The 20,240-nt window shown below is 44.8% G+C and carries 16 protein-coding genes; 5 read left to right on the top strand and 11 right to left on the bottom strand.

What is annotated here, in order from left to right; genetic code table 11:
* Nucleotides 1–535 precede the first annotated feature (535 nt).
* Nucleotides 536–2,017, top strand: coding sequence for a sodium/proline symporter PutP (gene putP, locus J9317_RS02075; RefSeq protein WP_211556095.1), 1,482 nt, complete (start codon nt 536–538; stop codon nt 2,015–2,017).
* An 82-nt stretch (nt 2,018–2,099) separates the two neighbouring features.
* Here putP and pruA read toward each other — a convergent pair whose 3' ends face one another.
* The 7 genes from pruA to J9317_RS02040 all read right to left on the bottom strand — a co-directional run bounded on the left by pruA (nt 2,100) and on the right by J9317_RS02040 (nt 12,810).
* The gene (pruA, locus tag J9317_RS02070) at nt 2,100–3,647 is read right to left on the bottom strand and encodes an L-glutamate gamma-semialdehyde dehydrogenase (protein ID WP_211556093.1); all 1,548 of its coding nucleotides are present in this window, start codon (nt 3,645–3,647) and stop codon (nt 2,100–2,102) included.
* A gap of 673 nt (nt 3,648–4,320) precedes the next feature.
* The gene (locus tag J9317_RS02065; RefSeq protein WP_211556091.1) at nt 4,321–5,493 is read right to left on the bottom strand and encodes a CamS family sex pheromone protein; all 1,173 of its coding nucleotides are present in this window, start codon (nt 5,491–5,493) and stop codon (nt 4,321–4,323) included.
* Nucleotides 5,494–5,512: 19 nt separating this feature from the next.
* Nucleotides 5,513–7,522 carry an NAD-dependent DNA ligase LigA gene (gene ligA, locus J9317_RS02060; RefSeq protein WP_211556089.1) on the bottom strand — a complete coding sequence of 670 codons (2,010 nt, stop codon included), beginning with the start codon at nt 7,520–7,522 and terminating at the stop codon, nt 5,513–5,515.
* A gap of 34 nt (nt 7,523–7,556) precedes the next feature.
* Entirely contained in the window at nt 7,557–9,776 is a 2,220-nt protein-coding gene (gene pcrA / locus J9317_RS02055) for a DNA helicase PcrA (protein WP_211556087.1), read from the bottom strand.
* 67 nt (nt 9,777–9,843) lie between these two features.
* Entirely contained in the window at nt 9,844–10,530 is a 687-nt protein-coding gene (gene pcrB, locus J9317_RS02050; protein WP_211562040.1) for a heptaprenylglyceryl phosphate synthase, read from the bottom strand.
* A 123-nt stretch (nt 10,531–10,653) separates the two neighbouring features.
* The gene (locus J9317_RS02045; protein WP_035407713.1) at nt 10,654–10,959 is read right to left on the bottom strand and encodes a YerC/YecD family TrpR-related protein; all 306 of its coding nucleotides are present in this window, start codon (nt 10,957–10,959) and stop codon (nt 10,654–10,656) included.
* A 108-nt stretch (nt 10,960–11,067) separates the two neighbouring features.
* The gene (locus J9317_RS02040) at nt 11,068–12,810 is read right to left on the bottom strand and encodes an adenine deaminase C-terminal domain-containing protein (protein WP_211556085.1); all 1,743 of its coding nucleotides are present in this window, start codon (nt 12,808–12,810) and stop codon (nt 11,068–11,070) included.
* A 158-nt stretch (nt 12,811–12,968) separates the two neighbouring features.
* Between J9317_RS02040 and J9317_RS02035 the strand changes: the two genes are divergently transcribed.
* The 4 genes from J9317_RS02035 (at nt 12,969) to J9317_RS02025 (ending at nt 15,280) form a co-directional block, all read left to right on the top strand.
* Nucleotides 12,969–13,217 (top strand): YgaP family membrane protein, encoded by a 249-nt coding sequence (locus tag J9317_RS02035; RefSeq protein WP_211562039.1) that lies wholly within the window; start codon nt 12,969–12,971, stop codon nt 13,215–13,217.
* A gap of 290 nt (nt 13,218–13,507) precedes the next feature.
* A complete protein-coding gene (locus J9317_RS20870; protein WP_347880546.1) occupies nt 13,508–13,600 on the top strand; it encodes an EYxxD motif small membrane protein in 93 nt (30 codons plus the stop codon).
* 99 nt (nt 13,601–13,699) lie between these two features.
* Complete coding sequence (locus J9317_RS02030; protein ID WP_211556083.1) at nt 13,700–14,503, top strand: methyl-accepting chemotaxis protein; 804 nt, start codon at nt 13,700–13,702, stop codon at nt 14,501–14,503.
* 357 nt (nt 14,504–14,860) lie between these two features.
* Nucleotides 14,861–15,280: a hypothetical protein gene (locus tag J9317_RS02025; protein ID WP_211556081.1), complete on the top strand. Its 420-nt coding sequence runs from the start codon at nt 14,861–14,863 to the stop codon at nt 15,278–15,280.
* A gap of 38 nt (nt 15,281–15,318) precedes the next feature.
* Here J9317_RS02025 and J9317_RS02020 read toward each other — a convergent pair whose 3' ends face one another.
* The 4 genes from J9317_RS02020 to purD form a co-directional block, all read right to left on the bottom strand.
* Nucleotides 15,319–15,822: a YfiT family bacillithiol transferase gene (locus J9317_RS02020; protein ID WP_211556079.1), complete on the bottom strand. Its 504-nt coding sequence runs from the start codon at nt 15,820–15,822 to the stop codon at nt 15,319–15,321.
* 779 nt (nt 15,823–16,601) lie between these two features.
* The gene (locus tag J9317_RS02015; RefSeq protein WP_211556077.1) at nt 16,602–17,708 is read right to left on the bottom strand and encodes an Ig-like domain-containing protein; all 1,107 of its coding nucleotides are present in this window, start codon (nt 17,706–17,708) and stop codon (nt 16,602–16,604) included.
* Between the two features lie 291 nt (nt 17,709–17,999).
* Nucleotides 18,000–18,413 (bottom strand): DUF2251 domain-containing protein, encoded by a 414-nt coding sequence (locus J9317_RS02010; RefSeq protein ID WP_211556075.1) that lies wholly within the window; start codon nt 18,411–18,413, stop codon nt 18,000–18,002.
* 546 nt (nt 18,414–18,959) lie between these two features.
* Nucleotides 18,960–20,231 carry a phosphoribosylamine--glycine ligase gene (gene purD, locus J9317_RS02005; RefSeq protein ID WP_211556073.1) on the bottom strand — a complete coding sequence of 424 codons (1,272 nt, stop codon included), beginning with the start codon at nt 20,229–20,231 and terminating at the stop codon, nt 18,960–18,962.
* Nucleotides 20,232–20,240: the final 9 nt, after the last annotated feature.

Below are 20,240 nucleotides of genomic sequence, written 5' to 3'. Positions count from 1 at the left end.
AGATAGGTTATTCTTTATTTTCAGAATAGTTTTACTTTTATCTTTTATTGTAACCGTTTACTTAACCTTCAAACTAAAGTTTCAAGCATTTGCTTCCAATTTCCGACACGTTTAGACTGCTTGAATGTTGGGGATTAATTTGGTAGGTTAAGAAACCGTAAGCTGCGAACGGTGCTCGCCGCCATTTCACACCACTTAAGATTCAGCGTAATCCCTTTCTTGATCAATCCTTCCTGTAAAAAGAGACCCTGATTTGTCATACATTTTGTTTTTATTCTCTACCTGGATTCTCCAGATGACAAAGCTGCGCTAATTTTCCAGAAGGTATAGCCGGATTTGCCGGCGGTAAGGGCTGCATTCTTATTAGGGGTGAGCAGGATCACTTTCCTTGCTCGATGGAAATGACGACAAAACATGGATGACCGCTGTCCTTATAGCGGATACGTAAGGTTCCGTATGGAGGGATGGTTCATCCCGTGTGAAGGGTTTTGAGCGGTTTGTTTAGTAGCAAAAAAATGAGAATAGGAGAGATATTGTGGAAATTGGAGTTTATATATCATTAGCTCTCTACTTCATTATGATGCTCGGAATCGGTTTTTACGCTTTTAAGCAATCAACCGGTAATGTGGAAGGCTATATGCTTGGAGGACGCGGGCTCGGTCCTGCAGTAACGGCCCTTTCCGCTGGTGCTGCAGATATGAGCGGCTGGATGCTCATGGGACTGCCAGGGGAAATGTATTCAACGGGCCTTTCCGCTATGTGGATTGCCATTGGATTAACAATGGGGGCATATGCAAACTACTTAATTCTTGCACCAAGACTTAGAACTTATACAATTGTGGCAAATAATTCGATCACTATTCCTGACTTTTTTGAAAATCGTTTTGACGATCAATCCAAAATGCTTCGTCTCATTTCAGGTATCGTCATCGTGATCTTCTTTACAGTCTACTGTTCTGCCGGAATGGTTTCCGGAGGGACACTGTTTGAGTCTTCCTTTGGCTTGAACTACACGACAGGAATGCTGGTAACAGCTGGAGTAGTCATTATTTATACGCTATTCGGCGGATTCCTGGCTGTCAGCCTGACAGACTTTGTCCAGGGAATTATCATGTTCCTTGCACTCATTTTAGTACCGATTGTTGCACTGATAGACCTAGGCGGTTTTGGTACAACTATTGATCAAGTAAAGGAAATTGATCCAAAATTGCTTGATGTTTTCCGTGGCACGTCCTTCCTTGCAATCGTTGGTTTCCTGGCGTGGGGATTGGGCTACTTTGGACAGCCGCACATTATCGTCCGTTTTATGGCGATCAATTCGATTAAAGAATTAAAACCCGCCCGCCGCATCGGTATGGGATGGATGGTCATTTCCATCGTCGGTGCACTGATGACCGGACTTGTAGGGATTGCTTATGTAAAAGCAAATCAAGTTAACTTAGAGGATCCGGAAACCATTTTCATTAAGTTTGCTGATCTGCTGTTCCATCCGCTTATTACCGGATTCCTTCTGTCAGCAATTCTGGCTGCGATTATGAGTACCATTTCATCTCAGCTGCTTGTTACCGCAAGTGCGCTGACGGAGGACTTTTATAAAACGTTCTTCAAACGCCATGCGTCTGATAAAGAGCTTGTTCTCGTAGGAAGGCTGTCTGTATTGCTGATTGCGGTTATTTCAATCCTGCTTTCCCTTAAACCAAGCGGCACGATTCTATCGCTGGTAGGAAATGCATGGGCTGGATTCGGTTCCGCATTCGGGCCCGCGATCGTGCTCAGCCTCTACTGGAAACGCATGACGAAATGGGGAGCACTTGCCGGTATGATTACCGGTGCAGCCGTCGTCCTGATCTGGCTGACCGTACCTGGTCTAACTGACTTCTTATATGAAATGATTCCAGGATTCTTCCTGAGTCTGATCGCTGTTATTGTGGTCAGCAAAATGACGGCAGAGCCATCCGAAAAAGTGAAAGAAAACTTTACTGAGATGGAAACCGTGCTTGCGAGAGAAACTAAATAAACGTTTGTTTAAACCATTCAGCCCAAGGGGTTGAATGAAAAAAGCCCGCTGAACTAACTCAGCGGGCTTTTCTCTTATTCTATCAAAGCGTTTCAGAAGTCGTTTTCGCTTGCATGTGAAGAACCAAATAGTCAGGTCCGCCTGCTTTAGAGTCGGTTCCAGACATATTGAATCCTCCGAATGGCTGATAGCCTACAATCGCACCTGTACATCCGCGGTTGAAGTAAAGGTTTCCTACGTGGAAATCTTCTCTCGCCTGCTCGATGTGATCACGGTTGTTGGTAATAACAGCACCAGTCAGACCATATTCTGTGTTGTTGGCAATTTCAATCGCTTCATTGAAATCCTTCGCTTTGGCAATTGCAACAAATGGTCCAAAGATTTCTTCCTGCATAACGCGGGCTTTTGGATCAACGTCTGCCACAACAGTCGGCTGGATGAAGTAGCCTTTTGAGCTGTCTCCTTCTCCTCCTGCAAGAAGACGTCCTTCGTTGCGTCCGATTTCTACATATTCCATAATTTTATCAAACGCCGCCTGGTCGATAACGGGACCCATGAAGATTGAGCCATCTGTTGTATCGCCGACCGTCAACTCTTTTGTCAGCTCAACCACACGGTCTACAACTTGATCATACACATCTTCTACGATTACCGCACGGGAACAAGCCGAGCACTTTTGACCGGAGAAACCGAAAGAAGATTTCACAATCGATTGCGCAGCCAGCTCAAGGTCTGCCTCTTTATCTACAACAATCGTATCCTTACCGCCCATCTCAGCAATCACTCGCTTCAGCCAGATTTGGCCTTCGCTCAATTTGGATGCGCGCTCATAAATGCGCAAGCCAACATCGCGGGAACCTGTAAAGGAAATGAAACGAGTGCGCGGATGGTCCACTAAATAGTCGCCAACCTCTGCTCCGCTTCCAGGGATATAGTTCACAACGCCTTTCGGAAGGCCTGCTTCTTCTAAAACTTCTATGAATTTCGCTGCCACAACCGGCGTCGTGGAAGCTGGTTTTAATAGAACTGTGTTTCCTGCTACTAATGCAGCAACTGTTGTTCCAGCCATAATCGCAAATGCGAAATTCCATGGTGAAATAACCACACCTACTCCAAGCGGTATGTAGCTGTAGCGGTTGTATTCACCAGGACGGCTCTCAACCGGCTGTCCGTCTTTCAGCTTCAGCATTTGACGAGCATAGTACTCCATAAAGTCAATGGCTTCTGCTGTGTCTGCATCCGCTTCATTCCATGGTTTACCTGCTTCTTTAAGAAGCAAAGCAGAGAATTCATGCTTGCGGCGACGTACAATGGCTGCAGCACGGAAAAGGATATCTGCGCGAACCTCTGGCTTCGTCTTGCGCCACGTATTGAACGTCTCATCAGCAACCTGCATCGCTTTTTCCGCAATCTCGCGTGTTGCTTTAGAAACGCGTCCGATTACCTCTTCTTTGTTTGCTGGATTAATAGAAACAATTTTATCTTCAGTGGAAATTCTTTCTCCACCTACAATCAAATCGTAATCTTTCCCAAGATAGGATTCTACTGTTGCCAATCCTTTCTCAAATCCCTGCTTATTCGAATCTACCGAAAAATCCGTAAACGGCTCATGCTTGTAAGGTACTACCATTAAAATACGCCTCCTTTTAAAATAAAACGGTTACAAATCTATCTTAACTGATTATTCCCAACCATTCAAACATAGAAATGATTGTTACAAATTTTATTTTACTAAGAAAAGCGGAGGGCGCTTGCTAAGCGCTGAGAGACGGTGGAGCTGGAACTGACAAAGTCGCTCTTTGACTTTGACAGGGCCGGCGAAGCGGCCGAAGCGCTAGCCGCCGGAGCTAGACACTGAAACCAAGTTCGAAAGGGCGTTTGCTCAGCGCTGAAAGACGGTGGAGCTCTCGACTGAAAGGCGCCTGACCCGCTATCCTTTAAAGCATCGGGGGACAAAGACCATAGCCCGCAATCCCATATATACCAGCATTCAATCGCATAGGTGCCAGAGCTTTAATCCGGCAGAGAACAGCGGGACTGGCACGGTGCCAGTCCCCTCATCCTTCACCGCATCGGGGGACAGAGGCAGTGTTCCACAAACCCTTGCGGTCCAGCGGTTTCCCGGGCAGGTGCCGGAGCTTTCATGCTTTAGCAGAGTGCGGGTCAGGCGCGCTCATATGTTTCAGTCCGACACCGACACGCTCAGTTGCACCAAATACACGATCTCTTCGCCACAACAGCGAGCTTTCCCGACCACCGCACAAAAAAAGACCGCCCGCATCATTCAGGCAGTCTCAAAAACATTATTTAAATATATGCGTAACAGGTTTTTTATCCCCTGCTTTGCGGGTGATAAGGGCTTCCTGTCCGCCGGTGGAGGTGATGTTGATTTCCAGGTCAATGTAGTCCTGCGGGAAGTACTGGTTGATTTTTTCGATGACGAACTGGGTGAGGCCGATGACTTCGGCTTTTCCGTAAAACTGCATGGGAATTTCAATTTTCAGTTCCTTCAGTTCGTCGTCTTTGTAATGAGCTTTTCCGATTACACCCGTGTAGTTAGGGAAGTAATCGCCGATTTCTTCTTTGAAGCGTTCAAATGTATCCGCGTCTTCAGGCTTTTCACTTTTGGCTTCAGGTGAAGGGAAGAATTGATAGCTTTCATTGATATCTTTCCAGCCTTCAAGGTTGCTGCTTCCTGGTTTGGCTTCGCTTTTCGCAATAAATTCCCCTGGCACGATAGAGGATTTCGGCTGCTGGACATACAGCGCCACTGTTATCGGAACATCGGCGAGTTCTTTGTTTTGGCGGGTTTGCTTTACAATTTGAGCAGCAATTTTTTCGCCTTCCTTACGGATGGTGGAGCTGTCCAGTTTGGTTTCTTTTGCAATATCATCCTGCTTATAATAATGAACGGAGTTTAAGGCCACCCCGATCATGACGCCGCCAAGCTCAATTGTTTTATCGTCGACCCTCTTGAAATAGTTTTGTTCAAGGACGCTTGCCAGATATTTTGGTGTGTCTGTTGCTTCAAGGTCGGATATGACCGGATTGAGCCCGGCGTTGCTGAATTCCTGTTTGCTGTCTTTAGCTTCTTTTTCTTTTGTTTCGAGTGCTTTTCCTTCGTACTTATACCTTAGCCAGCCGCGTACCTGATCTTCTTTTAGATATTGGCCTTCTTGATAATAGTAGTTGTTTTTCGATGGAAATGGCTCTTGAGCGAGGTCCATTAATCCTGTTTCGAACTGGTCAAGGTCAAGTCTTGTGTTCAGGTTTTCAGCCGTAAGGCCTCTTGCTGCTCCCGTTTTGAAGGGGAGGACAACGCTGTAGTCAGCGTCAGAGATGGTGCTTTTCGGAATAATCGCCTTCTGCTTTTCGTTGTTTGTTTCCTGAACGACTTCATTGTCATCTCCGAAGCTTGGTGCGCATGCACTTAATAGCATGCTGCAGGCCGCCAGGATGACGATCCATTTTTTCAAAGAATGCCCACTCCCTGCTTTATTTCTTTAATTCCTCTATCATTCTTGCTTCATCCCATATTTCAATGCCTAGCTCTTGTGCTTTTGACAGCTTGCTTCCTGCTGCTTCCCCGGCTATCAGGAGATCTGTGCTTTTGCTGACACTGCCTGTTACTTTTCCGCCCAATGCTTCAATCTCGGCCTTTGCTTCATTTCGGCCCATTTCCTCAAGCTTGCCGGTCAGCACAATGGTTTTGCCGGCAAAGTAGGAGTCGATTTCCTCAGGTGCGACAAGCTTTGGTCCTTTGTAGTTCATGTTTACTTCATGGCTTTTCAGCTCATCGATGAGCTGGGCCACTTCCGGTTTTTCAAAATACGTAACGACTGCATCGGCCATTTTGTCTCCAATTTCGTTAATGGCGAGCAATTCTTCACGTTCTGCTTCCATGAGGCGGTCCATCGTTTCAAAATTCTGAGCCAGGGTCTTCGCGGCTTTTGAGCCTACATGGCGGATTCCGAGTCCGAACAGAAGTTTTTCAAGAGAATTCTCTTTTGATTTTAAAATGGCATTCAAAAGATTCTCCGTTGATTTCTCACCCATCCGGTCAAGAGCAAGCAGCTGGTCTCTTGTCAGCTCGTACAGATCTGCCACATCGGTTATTAACCCTTCCTGAAAAAGCTGGGCAATCACGCGCTCGCCAAGACCGTCAATGTTCATGGCGTTTCTTGAAACGAAGTGAATCAAACCTTCGCGAAGCTGGGCAGGGCACATCGGATTAATACATCTTAATGCCACTTCGCCTTCGATGCGGACGAGTTCACTCCCGCATTCCGGACATTCGGTTGGCATCGCGAATTCTTTTTCGTCACCGGTTCGGTGGTCGGCGAGAACATTTACGACCTCTGGAATAATATCTCCCGCTTTTTTCACGATGACGTAATCACCTAAACGGATATCCTTTTCCCGGATCAGGTCTTCATTGTGCAAGGAAGCGCGCTGAACAGTCGTCCCCGCTACCCGGACAGGTTCAAGAATGGCTGTAGGTGTAATGACTCCGGTTCTTCCCACGTTCAGCTCAATATCAAGCAGCTTTGTCATCACTTCTTCTGCCGGAAATTTATAGGCAATGGCCCAGCGCGGGCTTTTCGCGGTAAATCCAAGCTGCTGCTGCTGACTTAACGCATCTACCTTGATGACGACTCCGTCAATTTCATATGGAAGCGTACTGCGCTGCTCCTGAATCGTATGCAAAATTTCAATGACTTCATCAATGGTTTCGCAGTTCTTTCTTTCAAGGTTCGTTTTGAAACCAAGCTCATCCAGAAGATCAAGGCCTTCGCTTTGTTTTTCAACTCCTGTTTCACCTAGGTCTCCAATACCATAGACGAAAATGTCGAGATTACGTTTCGCGGCAATCTTCGGATCCAGCTGGCGGAGAGAGCCGGCAGCCGCGTTGCGCGGGTTTGCAAATGGCTCTTCCTCCAGCTCAATTTTTTTTTCGTTTAGCTTTTCAAACGATTTTTTCGGCATAAATGCTTCGCCTCTTACCTCGATGGACAAGGATTTTTTCAGGCGAAGCGGGATGGAGCGGATGGTACGGAGGTTTTCTGTAATATCCTCCCCGATGGAGCCGTCCCCTCTTGTCGCTCCCTGGACGAACACCCCGTTTTCATAACGGAGCGATACAGCCAGGCCATCGATCTTTAACTCTACGACATATTGAACATCGTCTCCTGCATTCTGGCGGACACGGCGGTCAAAATCCCGCAAATCCTGGTCATTGAATGCATTGCCGAGACTGAGCATCGGCGTCTTATGCTCGACCTTGCTGAAGCCTTCCAAAATCGCTCCGCCAACCCGCTGGGAAGGGGAATCAGGCGTTTTAAGCTCCGGAAACTGCTCTTCGAGACTGATCAGCTCATGAAGGCGCTGATCATACTCGGCATCTGGTACACTAGGTTTATCCAGAACGTGGTATTCATAATTGTAGCGGTTTAAAAGCTCATGCAGCTCCTGAACTCTTTTCTGGGATGATTGAAAATCGGTCATAATCCCAATCCTTTCCTAAAGCTATCCGTGATCATTACATTTTTTTAATTGGAGCAAATGCTGCAAGAAGCCTCTTGATGCCTACCGGACTTGGGAAGGCGATATCCAGCTCCTTGCTGTCACCCTCGCCCTTCACACTGACAACGGTTCCGACACCCCATTTTTTATGCTCGGCTTTATCGCCCACACCCCAGTCAAATCCTTCTCCGCCGGTTGATGCTTTTACCGGACGTTTGACTTGGGCCATAAGCTTGCGGTCCCGCTTCGTATTGCCGAACGGGGTGGTCATCGTTTTTTTACTCTCATTTAGGTTTTCCAATAATTCCTCAGGTATTTCAGCAATGAACCTGGATTCCGGATTCATGTTCGTCCGGCCGAAGAGCGTCCGCATTTGAGCATTGGTTAAATACAGCTCTTCTTCAGCCCTTGTAATCCCTACATATGCAAGTCTGCGCTCTTCTTCCATTTCTCCTTCTTCCATAAGAGAACGGCTGTGAGGGAATACTCCCTCCTCCATTCCCATAAGGAAAACGACAGGGAATTCCAGCCCTTTTGCCGAGTGAAGCGTCATAAGAACGACCGCATCCTGTTTTTCCTGCTCTTCTTCACTCAGCGAGTCGATATCGGCAATCAGCGCGAGATCCGTCAGGAAGGAAACAAGGCTTTTATCTTCGTTGTTTTTTTCAAAGTTTTGCGTAACAGACAGGAACTCGTCGATATTCTCAAGGCGGCTTTGTGCTTCGATGCTCTTTTCCAATTTCAGCATTTCTCTATAGCCGGATTTCTCAAGAATTTCTTCCGTTAATTCCGTGACGGATAAATAATCCTGCATACCGGTAAGGTTGCGGATTAAATCACGGAATTCAATCAGTGCGTTCGTCGCCTTTGCCGGCAATCCAATGAAGTCTACCTCATGAATTGCCTGGTACATGGAAAGATCATTTTCTGCCGCATAGCCTGCCACACGGTCGATTGAAGTCGCTCCGATCCCCCGCTTTGGCACATTAACGATCCGGGCGAAGCTGATGTCATCATCCGGATTCGCAATCATCCGAAGATAAGCGAGCAAGTCCTTGATCTCTTTCCTGTCATAGAACTTGATGCCCCCGACGATTTGATACTGAATGCTGGACTTAATCAGGATTTCCTCCATTACCCGTGATTGGGCATTCGTGCGGTATAGGATGGCACAATCAGAAAACTTCCTTTTTCCCTGATCGTACATTTCCTTAATTTTCCCCGCGACGAATTGGCCTTCTGCTGATTCAGAGTCTGCGCGATAGTAGCTCAGCTTCGTTCCTTCAGCATTTTCCGTCCAAAGATTTTTCGGCTTGCGGTTGGAGTTGTTCTGAATGACCTGATTCGCTGCATTCAAAATTCTTTGAGTCGAGCGGTAGTTTTGCTCAAGCATGATCACTTCCGCATTCGGATAATCCTTTTCAAAGGAGAGAATGTTTGAAATATCCGCTCCGCGCCATGCGTAAATGGACTGATCCGAATCCCCTACCACACACAGGTTACGGAAACGGGAGGCCATCATTTTGACAAGCAGATACTGTGCTCTGTTTGTATCCTGATACTCATCCACGTGAATATATTGAAACTTGCGCTGATAGAATTCAAGAACCTCAGGAACTCTTTCAAATAAACGGATTGTCGTCATAATCAAGTCATCAAAGTCCAACGACTGGTTTTTCAGCAGCTTTCTCTGATAATCGGTGTAAATATCACTGACGATTTGCTCGAACATGCCGCCAGTTGAGGACTTGGCGTATTCCTCTGCATCAATCAATTCATTTTTTGCCGAACTGATCGAGCCTAAAATGGCACGGGGATCATATTTTTTCGGATCAAGGTTCCGTTCCTTAAGGATGGACTTTACGACGGACAGCTGATCGGCTGAATCGAGGATGGAAAAATTCCGGTTCACTCCGATCCGATCGATGTCCCTTCTTAAAATACGGACACACATGGAGTGAAACGTTGAAATCCAAATATCATCCGCTCCAGGTCCAAGAAGGCGTCCAATCCGATCCTTCATCTCTCTTGCTGCTTTATTTGTAAAGGTCAAAGCGAGAATGTTCCAGGGAGCCACCCGTTTTTCTGCCATTAGATAGGCAATCCGGTGAGTAAGCACCCTGGTTTTTCCGCTTCCCGCTCCTGCCATAATTAAAAGAGGGCCATCAGTAGCTTTTACGGCCTTCCCCTGCTCTTCATTTAATCCGTTTAATAACTGCTGTGCTATAAAATCCACTATTTCCACCGCCTAACCAAACGTTTGTTCTTTCTTTTATTTTAATTCTATCCACTTGTTTTTGCAATCAGCTTTTCACTGCGCCAACGGTTTTCAAAGCCGCCTTTAAATCGTCGTAGATGACGTTTCCGACAATGACCGTATCTGCGAATTTTGCCATTTCCGCTGCTTTCTCAGGAGTCGTAATGCCTCCTCCATAAAACAGCTTCGTGCTGTTCAAAACGGATTTCACTTCCTTCACAACTTGAGGATCTCCATATGTACCGCTGTATTCCAAATAGAATATCGGCAGATGGAACATATTTTCCGCCATTCTTGCATAAGCCTTCACATCCTCAAGTTCAATTGATGTATCGGCATCCGTCAGTTTAGCGGCCTTGCAATCCTCATTTAAAATGCAGTAGCCTTCTACAAGCGTTTCATCCCAGTCCATCAGCTCTCCGTATTCCTTAATGGCATTCTTATGAAGCTCCACAATCCACTTTGGGTCGCGGCTGTTGAATACTGTAGGAATAAAGTACAAATCAAATCCAGGTACGACGGCTTCAAGTGTCGAGACTTCAAGTACACACGGGATGAGATACCGTCTTACACGGGCCATTAAATTCAAAATGTCTTCTTCGTTTATATGATCGCTTCCGCCAATGATAATCGCATCTGTCCCCGACTCGCAAACCTGCTCCAGGTCTTCATCCGTAATCAGCTTGTCCGGGTCTAGCTTAAACGCGTGGCGCCATTCTTTTACATCGTACATCATGTACGCCTCCCTTTTAACCATTTCATTATTATATCAAATTAAGGTGGGTTGAACACTATTACCCGGGCATTGATTAATGGAAAAGAAGCACAAAAAAAGACACCTCAGCGGGCGTCCCTTTTATGATTCATTTGGCTGTTTATGAATGCGCTCAAGCGCCATTGTATAGGCATCGTTTCCATAATTCAGGCAGCGCTTTACTCTGGAAATGGTTGCTGTGCTTGCACCAGTTTGCGTCTCAATTTTATGATACGTAAACCCTTCGCGAAGCATTCTTGCCACTTCAAGGCGCTGTGCCAATGATTGAATTTCATTCACCGTGCACAAATCGTCAAAAAACCGATAGCATTCATCCAAGTCTTTCAGGGAGAGCACTGATTCAAACAGTTGATCAAGCTCTTTGCCGCGCAATTTATCAATTTGCATGCAGTCATTCTCCTTTTTATATATTGATCTATGGCATTCAGTCTAAAATTCAAAGGAAATGGAAGAAAATAATATCTTATTTATAATTATTCGTTATACTTTCCTATTTTAACGCATTATCGATGGAAAGAGTATCGTTTTTTTCTTCACGTCGAAAATTCCCCTTGGCGTAATCCGGACAAACGGCAGATGGGTGGAGGAAAGGAAAAACAGGGTGTAAATTGGATCCTCGAATGCGTATCCTCTCTCCTTTAGGAAAGAGTGGAACTCCCGGTATTTATCCATCAGCTCAGGCAGCTCTGCTTTGGAAGCCGTCCCGTTCAGTTCAAGCTGGAGTTCATAACGGATGCTGCCATCCTCGCAAATGACAATGCCGCCGCCGATTTCAACCATCTGTTTATAAGCTGCAATCATATCTTCCTTATTTTTGCCGATCAGCAAAATGTCGCCAGTCGCTGAGAAGGAGCTTGCAAGTCCTTTTACTCCGCCAAATCCTTTCAAGACAGTGTTAATCCTCCAATTCCCATTCCGGTCAATCAGTGCCAGGAACGATTCATCATGCTCAATGGACAATTCATCGGTCGCTAAATCCCGGCTGACGGAATACGGCTGCATGATGACGCCATTCACCATGTGCAAACCGAGCGGCATGGAAAACTGAAGGTCATCCATCGTGAGCCCCCACGTCATGCTGAGAGGAGAAAATCCGCAGTCCTTCCAAGGCAGCTCCTGTAAATCCTCTTGAACATTTTGATGATTCTTTTTCAGCCATTTCCCTTTTGCCATGACATGGACCGGATTCGGCTTTGAAGGATCGTCTAAGAAGTTCAGTGTTGCAAAACGGCCTGCTGCAGCCGAGCCAAGCAAATGATCAATTCCATAGTAGCGTGCAATATTGAAGCTTGCCATATGGTACGCATCAATTGGATCGATTCCTTCGTTCAGCGCCATTTCTATTAAAGGATTCGTCACCCCGTCTTTATAAAAAGCCGGTGTTGCCCCATCTGTCGTTAAAAATAAATGCTCATAGGAAGCAATCGGCAGTTCCTTGATTTCCTTCAGCAGTTTAGGCAGATCCGGTCTGATCGAGGAATGCCTGAGTGCGACCGTGTAGCCTGCAAGCAGACGCGAGTATACCTCTTTTCCAGTCATCGCTTCGTGATCGGCATCGATTCCAAATAGCTTCATTTTAGTAAGTGTTTTTTCAGATGCTCCAGGGAAATGCCCCTCCACCCGTTTGCGCTTCTTTTTCGCCTCCTGAATTCGGTCAAGCATGAGATCATCTCCGGCAATCAGGCTTGGCCATCCCGTCAGCTCCCCTCCCTGCAAGACGCAATCATGGTCGAGCCATGCCGAAATCCGGTCGGGGGAAAGGATGATATCTTCCTTTTCGACCTCGGATTGAAGATCAAACCGCGCCCACCAATAGTGGTGAAAAGGTTCTTCGGAGCAGCGCCTCACTAAAGTAAGCGCTTTCTTTTGATCGTTTTGAAACAGCAGCTTCAAATTGTCACTGATCATCGCCGTTGTTCCATATTGGGCCGCATATCGGGCCAATGTCTGGGGATTATATAACTGAAAAGGATGAGCATGAGGCTCAATGTATCCGGGTACAAGATACAGCCCTTCACAATCCATGATCTCGGTCTGGTCTGAATGTTTCGGAAGCTCTTCGCCTATATAAACAATGCGATCTCCATAAATCCAAACGTTTCCATGGATCCATTGTTTCAAGTATGAGTTCAAGATGACCGCATTTTTCAAGAGGATTGTCGGCGCCACTTCCTGGTCAAGTACTTGGATTTGTTTGCGAATCTGATCATTTTTCCAAACAGCTCGGTGTTCCGGCATCGATGAATCCTCCTTCTGGAATCATTAGGCAAACGCTTTCACAAAAGTGCCGTTTGCGTCCTTAATTTTCCTTTTCATGTTATCACAATTAATACGTTAATGCATGAAAGAACAAAATAATTTGAAAACTTTTCACAATTTAAGGAGGTCTTCCCTTGATTAAACCTAATATTGGCATCGTTAATGCCCTCATCCGCATTACTGCCGGATTAACATTAGTTGCTGTTGCTTCTGCCAAATACTCAAAAAAACCATGGAGAGAGTCACTCATTCTTCTGATCATGCTTGGCGCAATGAAAGTCGGAGAAGGAATTCTGCGCTTCTGTCCGCTGACGCTTCTGTATGATCAGACGAAAGAAACAAATCAGGATGATGAGCACAGCGACGAAACCTATAATCCTTCTTGAGGGTCAGTCCCGTTTCGCTTTAAAGCAAAAGGGGACTGAGACCAAACGCTGGGAAGCCTTTAGTTGCAATGTGTTCCAGCGAAGGTGCCGGAGCTTTACTTCTTTATTAGAGTGCGGGACTGACCCGGTGCCAGTCCCGCACTGCTTTAACGCAAAAGGGGACAAAGACTGAACGCCGCGAGCCCTTGAGCGGCAAAGCCTCTCAGTAACGGTGCCCGAGCTTTATTCCTTTAGCACAGCAGGGGACTGACCCCATAAAAAGAGGTGATCGATTGGGATTTCTTGAATACATGAGGGATATGGTTTTTGTGTATGCTTCGCTGATTGGCGGGATTGTGGCGCTGGCGTTTGTATTTGTTAGGAGGAAAAGGCGGGTTAGATAGAAGGACGTCCTGTTTGCAGGGCGTTCTTTATTTTACTAAAGAATTCTCTCCGTAGTCCGATATACCTAATATATACCGTGGGATTTGGAGGACAATCGAATGACAATTACTCAGGTTTTAAGTACTGATGCCGTTTTAAAAGCGTTGGAGACTCATCTGGCTATGATTGAATTCAATTTGGATAGAGAAGTTATATGGGTAAATCACAACTTTGCTTCAGCCATGGGCTACCGGCCGGAAGAAATGAACGGATTGAAGCACCAGAAGTTTTGTACCGCAGCATTTCTGAATAGCCAGGAGTATGAAGAACTGTGGTCAAATTTGAAAAAAGGGATGAAGTTTCAAGAGAAAATTGAGCGTGTCAGCAAAGATGGCAGCCTGCTTTGGTTTGAGGCAACCTATATTCCCGTTGCTGATGAAACAGGAGAAGTAACCGCCGTTTTAAAAATTGCAACCAATATAACGGAACATGAAAACAAAACGCTAAATATTATTTCCGACCTAAAAAGCATGCCTGAGGAATTAGCTGAACTGGTCGTTGCGAATACCAAAGAAAGCACTCAGGCAGTTCAGGCCCTGCAAAAACAAACTGATTTAATTAGCCAGACCTCCAAAACCATCAGCCATATCTCATCACAGACCAATATGGTCGCCTTAAATGCGGCAATTGAAGCAGCACGGGTTGGCGAGCAAGGAAAAGGCTTTAAAGTGGTCGCAGATGAAATCCGCAGATTGTCAACGAATGTTGACGAAGCGATTGATAAAGTAAACTCCAATGTAGAGTACATCACAAAAGAAGCGCAAAAAGTCAGCAGCATCACAAACAGCCTCCAAACCATCATCAAAGAGACTCAGATTAAATTTTCCGCTACGATTACTGAATTTGAGGGAACAGCTAAATAAAAACCTCTTTTTCCAAAACTTTAGAGGGTCAACGCTGACGGTTTTATAGCAGCTTTGTCCCTTATCAGTTTATAATCAGCTTTGTATTAGGGTACTCTGCCAGAAGCCTATAAAAAGCATGATTAAAGTTTGTATTTTTTAGCAGCATCTTGAAAATTCCACATCTTTTCTCTCCCCTTATTATCCTTCATAACCTTAAAATCACAGACTATCCCTTTTAAATCTATTAATTATGACAGGTAAATAACATCCTTTACAGATCATAGCCCCTTCCTCCCAACCCCTGAAATATACTGATTTTTATATGAACCTTCTCCGTATGCTTGGTGATTCTAAATTTTAAGGAGGAGATTTTGAATGTTTAAAACCATCGCAACATCAGGATTAGCCCTTTCACTCGCTTTGGGAGCAGCAGGCGGCGCCGCATCTGCACAAGAGAAATCAACAGACTTGGATTTAGAAACGGTGCTGGATGCGAAATATGAGTCCAAACAGTCCTTTTCTTACAATGAATTCAGCAAATGGGCTGAAGAAAATGATTGGCAAGCCGGTGATCTGGAAAAATGGGCCGATGAAAAAGGCATGAGCGAAGAAGAAATGCAGGACTGGATGGAAAGCATGGGCTGGAGCTATGAGCAAAGCCAGGAGCTTGATTTAAATGTTGGTGCCAGCCTATCATTAAGCAGTATTTTAAATGACGATGATGAAGGAAGCAGTGATAACGAAGACGAAGATGATGATGGTCTGCTTGGCGGTTTGCTAGGCAACATCCTATAAAAATTGAGGACAAGCCTCCGCATATGCGGAGGCTTGTTTTATATGGTGCTCTTAATATGTGCAAGATGATGCCTTCCATGCCAGGCATACAGTCCAATGTTTTTCCCTAGTGAAACCTCGCCGGAGTCTGGATGTATGAATATCCGTTTTCGATCAGATTGAGTTAGGCTTCGCAGCACGGTAACCAGTCGGACATGCAGGGCTTCAATCAGCTTTAGTGAAGGCTCAACCGGCAAGCTGGAGTCAGAAAGCCTGGCCCATGCTCCTTCGTTGTATGGTTTGATGAGCGGCCGTTCTTCTGTCATAGCCAGTTTAAATCGGATAAATGCATTCATATGGCTGTCGGCAAGATGATGGACGACTTGGCGTACTGTCCATCCGCCGGGACGGTATGGAGTTTCCAGCTGCTGATCCGTGAGCTGGTCTACCGCTTGGCGCAGCTGCTGGGGCAGCTCTTCAATTTGGGTGATCCATTTCTCCACTTGTTCATTTGTAATTCCTCCATCATGCTGAAACGTTCCAATCGGGTACCTTTCGTCCATGGCGCATTCCTCCTTCCTTTTATTTTATTTGATAAGGGTTCTTTTTAGTATGGCTTGTTTTGGATGAGTAGCGCCTTGTCGAATCCCTCCGAAAAATCGATATCACTCTGTTTTCGTCGAAATATTTGAAAAATCGTCGATTTAAATATAAAATCGTCGATTTCTTGGAAGATGCTCCTAAGAACAGAAGAAAATCTTGAATAGTTTTTTCATCTTTATAAACTCGTTCCTTCAATTTAAAAATAGTCTCACCTGGTTATTTGAACGAATTGACATGGGAGTATATAAATGAAATTCCCATGAAAAAAGGTGTAATGGTTTCAACAGATACTACGCAGTTATGGATAAGTCATGCGATATCTGGGTCGGTGAGACCTGGTGTTTCAACTGTGCTGGTAAGTATCTCTACTTACCAAATAAGGGATGATTTCGGGTTCGTTATCTATGAAGGGGATGGGCACGAAGTTTATCAAATTGCGGTTGGTTTTGGGAACGGTATTGAAGAGTTGTTAATTTAATAACTATAAGTTTGTAAACTAAACTAAACCCCATACCGATAATCACTAATAATGATTAATGGTATGGGGTTTTTTGTACTAGATAATTGTAGGTAAATTTCTTTCAAAGGTAAGGGAAAATTAGAGAATGTCGGTCATTCTTTTTACAAAACTTTTGAAACAAATTTACTAATCAGGATGAAGTCAACAACCCACGAATGAAGTCACGGGTGATCTCGTTTGTTTTAAAAAAAGAGCCTAGTTATAGACTCTTAATTAATTTTATTTTTTCATAACTGTGATGGTGACTTTTCTTTCGTTTTTGTATTTATCGGTTGTTGCTACATCAAACTTAGTTCCGGATTTTTGAGCTTTAATAGCGATTTTGAAATTACCTCTGCTATCGACCTTTCCTTTACCAACGACTTTGTTCTTTTGTTTTAAAACAACCGTACTCCCTCTTTCGGTTTTACCAGTAATTACTTTATGTTTTGTTAAAACCTTATTAACAGCTAATCCTGGTGGTGTCTTATCTGCAACAAATAATCCAGCTGGGGCACTTACGTTATCACTTGCATCCATAGCAAAAACTTCAACTCGACTACCAGCTTTTATAGGTTTAATAGCTACGCTAAACTTTCCAGATGCGTTTGCATAGTTGGCGGCATATAACTCTCCATTTACAAATACTCCAATATTTGAATTTGCTTCCGCAATTCCCGTAATTACCCGGTCGTTATCGTCTACTTTGTTAACCCGTGGACGGCTAGGTGGAGTTGTATCGCCACTGTTATCAACGTAAGCAGTGGTCACTGCATAGGTACCGCTTTCATAGCTCTGGTTATAATCGAATGCGTGAATATAATACGTACCCGCTTCTAACTCGAAAACAAACCCTTTTGCTCCGGTTTCTTCATCTTGAGTCATATCCATTGGATAAATAGCGGTATCAGCAGAGTCACTTAAAACCAGTACTGCATCTGTGCCATAAACACCGTTGTAGCCAGAAGCTATTGCAGCCATTACCTTGCCGTCACGAGGGAGGTCAATTCTCCATACATCAATATCATATCCGGACAACATCCCTAATCCATAAGCATTAAGAGGTAAACGTTCAGCGGATTCGATGTAATCGTTAGGTTCAGTTTCAATAATTTGATTTTCATCATTAGCGGCAAGTCTGTTAAATTTCATTCCAAAATTGACACTTTTCAATGAATTGTCAGGAGAGATATTCAGTTTGTTCTTATACCTCGCTGAAAAATCTTCTTTTAATTTTGTATAATCGTTGTTTGTTGCTGTGCTCGCAGCAGAAACAGAAACTGGAACAAGGATAGAAGCTGCTAATAAAGACAACATTAGAATTTTACCGGTTTTCTTAATAAACAAAAGATATTCCTCCAATAATATGTATTTGCTTTCACACTACTATTATATCATTCAATTAGGAAGAAATTACTAAATATATGAATGTAATGGGAGAAAATACCTTTAAACAAAAAGCTTGTTGGTGAACTAAAGTCCTGATTATCTGTGATGGCATTGGTTAATCAGGTGCTGGAGGCTGGGGTGTTAGCAAGAGTCTTTTCGAGTGTTTAACACGGGGGTGGGCTAATGTCAATTTGAAGGAATTGGCGTGGATGGAAATAAAAAAGCTCATATCCTAAAATATGAACTTTCTTAAAAAATTTGTTTTTCATGCTGAACTGTCGTCTCCAGTTCTTCTCCCATGTCCTTTTTAACTCCATGTTCCCAGGTTTCGAAAGAAATGGGGACAATGATATTGTTCTTTCGTTCTGCTTCTAATTTTCTTTTAGTTTGCAAGTCAAACATCCCCCAACATTCATCATCCACAATGAGGGCTGCTCTGCTTGAGTCCTCTGCCCAGGTAATAAAAACCTCTTGGCAATCTGTGATGGGTGGAACTATTTGATTGTAGACCCACAGGGCGTCTGCTATACCCTCCATGTCCCCATTCGGAAGAAGATGGCATAGGTAAAGGTATCCGGTTTCTCCATCGTCTTCGAAAACACATTGCCATTTACTGTTAGGTGAAACAGCTGCTGTAAAAAAAGGTTCTTCCATCGTGCTCATAAAATTCAACTCCATAATAATGACATAGTTTATCGCTTAGGCGATTTTTGCCTTGCAAAAAAAAGACCGGCTCCGTTTCACTCGCCATTCATTCAGCTCCCGCTGAATTTTGTATCGTTTTCAAATCGTGCTTCATAATGAATTAAATAAGTCTCTTATTTTTTCTTTATAATTCTTCATGTACATTGGTTTTTATAAATTAATTATACTGTTCATGTCTTTTCCCTGATTTTCTTGATTGGTTAATTCTATGCATTTTCTAAAAAGTTCACAGTATTTCAGACAGTGCGATTTTGATTAGAAAAATGTCACTTACTTAAGAAGTTGCTATCGCACCTCCTTAGAAAAAAACTTCCAGGTGTTATACAAAAGAACGAAAGGATGCTTAGCGGGTTCGCATGAAAGACAGTCGAATGACGTAGTTTAACCGTTCTTAGGAATACAGTGTTTCATTATAATTAATAAAGTTGCATATAATAAGTCCTATTTCGCAGATGTATTCTTTTTTTAACCGATATCCCATCAGAGGTTACTAAAAACCCCCTTTCAAAAGGAGGTTTTTGCATTGTAAGCTTTATCTCCAATATCCGCCCGGTAAAAAACGCCGTTCCCGTCCAGATATCGAATCGATTTATATGCTTTTTCCTTTGCTTCCTGTATGGTCCGGCCGTTTGCAGAGACAGCGAGAATCCGGCCGCCGTCTGAAATGAAGCGGTCTCCAGAGCGTTTCGTGCCTGCATGGAATACTGCAGCTTCTCCCCCGGCTTCCGCAAGTCCGTTCAGCACTGTTCCTTTTTCGTACGCTTCCGGATATCCTTCTGAAGCAAGCACCACGGCAACGGCGGCTTCCTCTTTCCACTCAGTTTCATAGTCCCGGCCTTCCATCACTGCTTCGATCACTTCGACCAGGTCGCTCTTCATTCTCGGAAGAACGGCTTGTGTTTCCGGATCACCGAAGCGCGCATTAAATTCGATGACTTTCGGGCCGTCTGACGTCAGCATGAGTCCTGCATATAAGATTCCTGTAAAAGGCGTCCCCTCTTGAACAAGGCCCTCCGCAGCTGGTTCAAGCACGGACCGGATTGCTTCAGCCACAGCCTCTTCCGGTATTTGCGGAACAGGAGAGTAGGCGCCCATTCCTCCTGTGTTCGGTCCGCGGTCGCCATCAAATGCCCGTTTGTGATCCTGGGCGATGACCATTGGGTACACTTTTTCTCCATTCACGAAGGCCATGAGGGAAAATTCCTCTCCCTCCAGAAAATCCTCAATGACAACGGAGCGGCTCGCTTCGCCGAACTTTTCATCGAGAAGGAAATCCTTCAGGCACTGAAGCGCGTCCTCCATTGTCAGAGCAACCGTTACCCCTTTTCCGGCTGCCAGTCCGTCCGCTTTGATCACAATCGGTGCCCCGTTATTCTCCACATATGCCCGTGCTTCTTCATAGGAGGTGAAAGCCGCGTATCCCGCTGTCGGAATGGCGTATTTCTCCATCAGCTCTTTCGCAAACTGCTTGCTGCCTTCCACCATCGCGGCATCGCTCGAGGGACCAAAAATTTTCAGCCCTTCTTTTTCAAAGGCTTCCGTGATGCCTTCAAGCAGCGGTACTTCGGGACCAACCACCGTTAAACCGACTTCATTCTCTTTTGCAAAAGCAATAAGGCCAGCAAAATCAAGCTCATCTACTGGGACTCTTACCGCACAATCGGTCATTCCGTCATTTCCCGGTGCTGCAAATACTTTTTCCACCCTGCCGGATTGAGCGAGCTTCCATGCGATGGTATGCTCGCGGCCTCCGCGTCCGATTACGAGTACGTTCAAAAGGATCGC

The organism is Metabacillus flavus (genome assembly GCF_018283675.1).
GTDB lineage: Bacteria > Bacillota > Bacilli > Bacillales > Bacillaceae > Metabacillus_B > Metabacillus_B flavus.
This window is presented reverse-complemented; position numbering and strand designations above follow the sequence as displayed.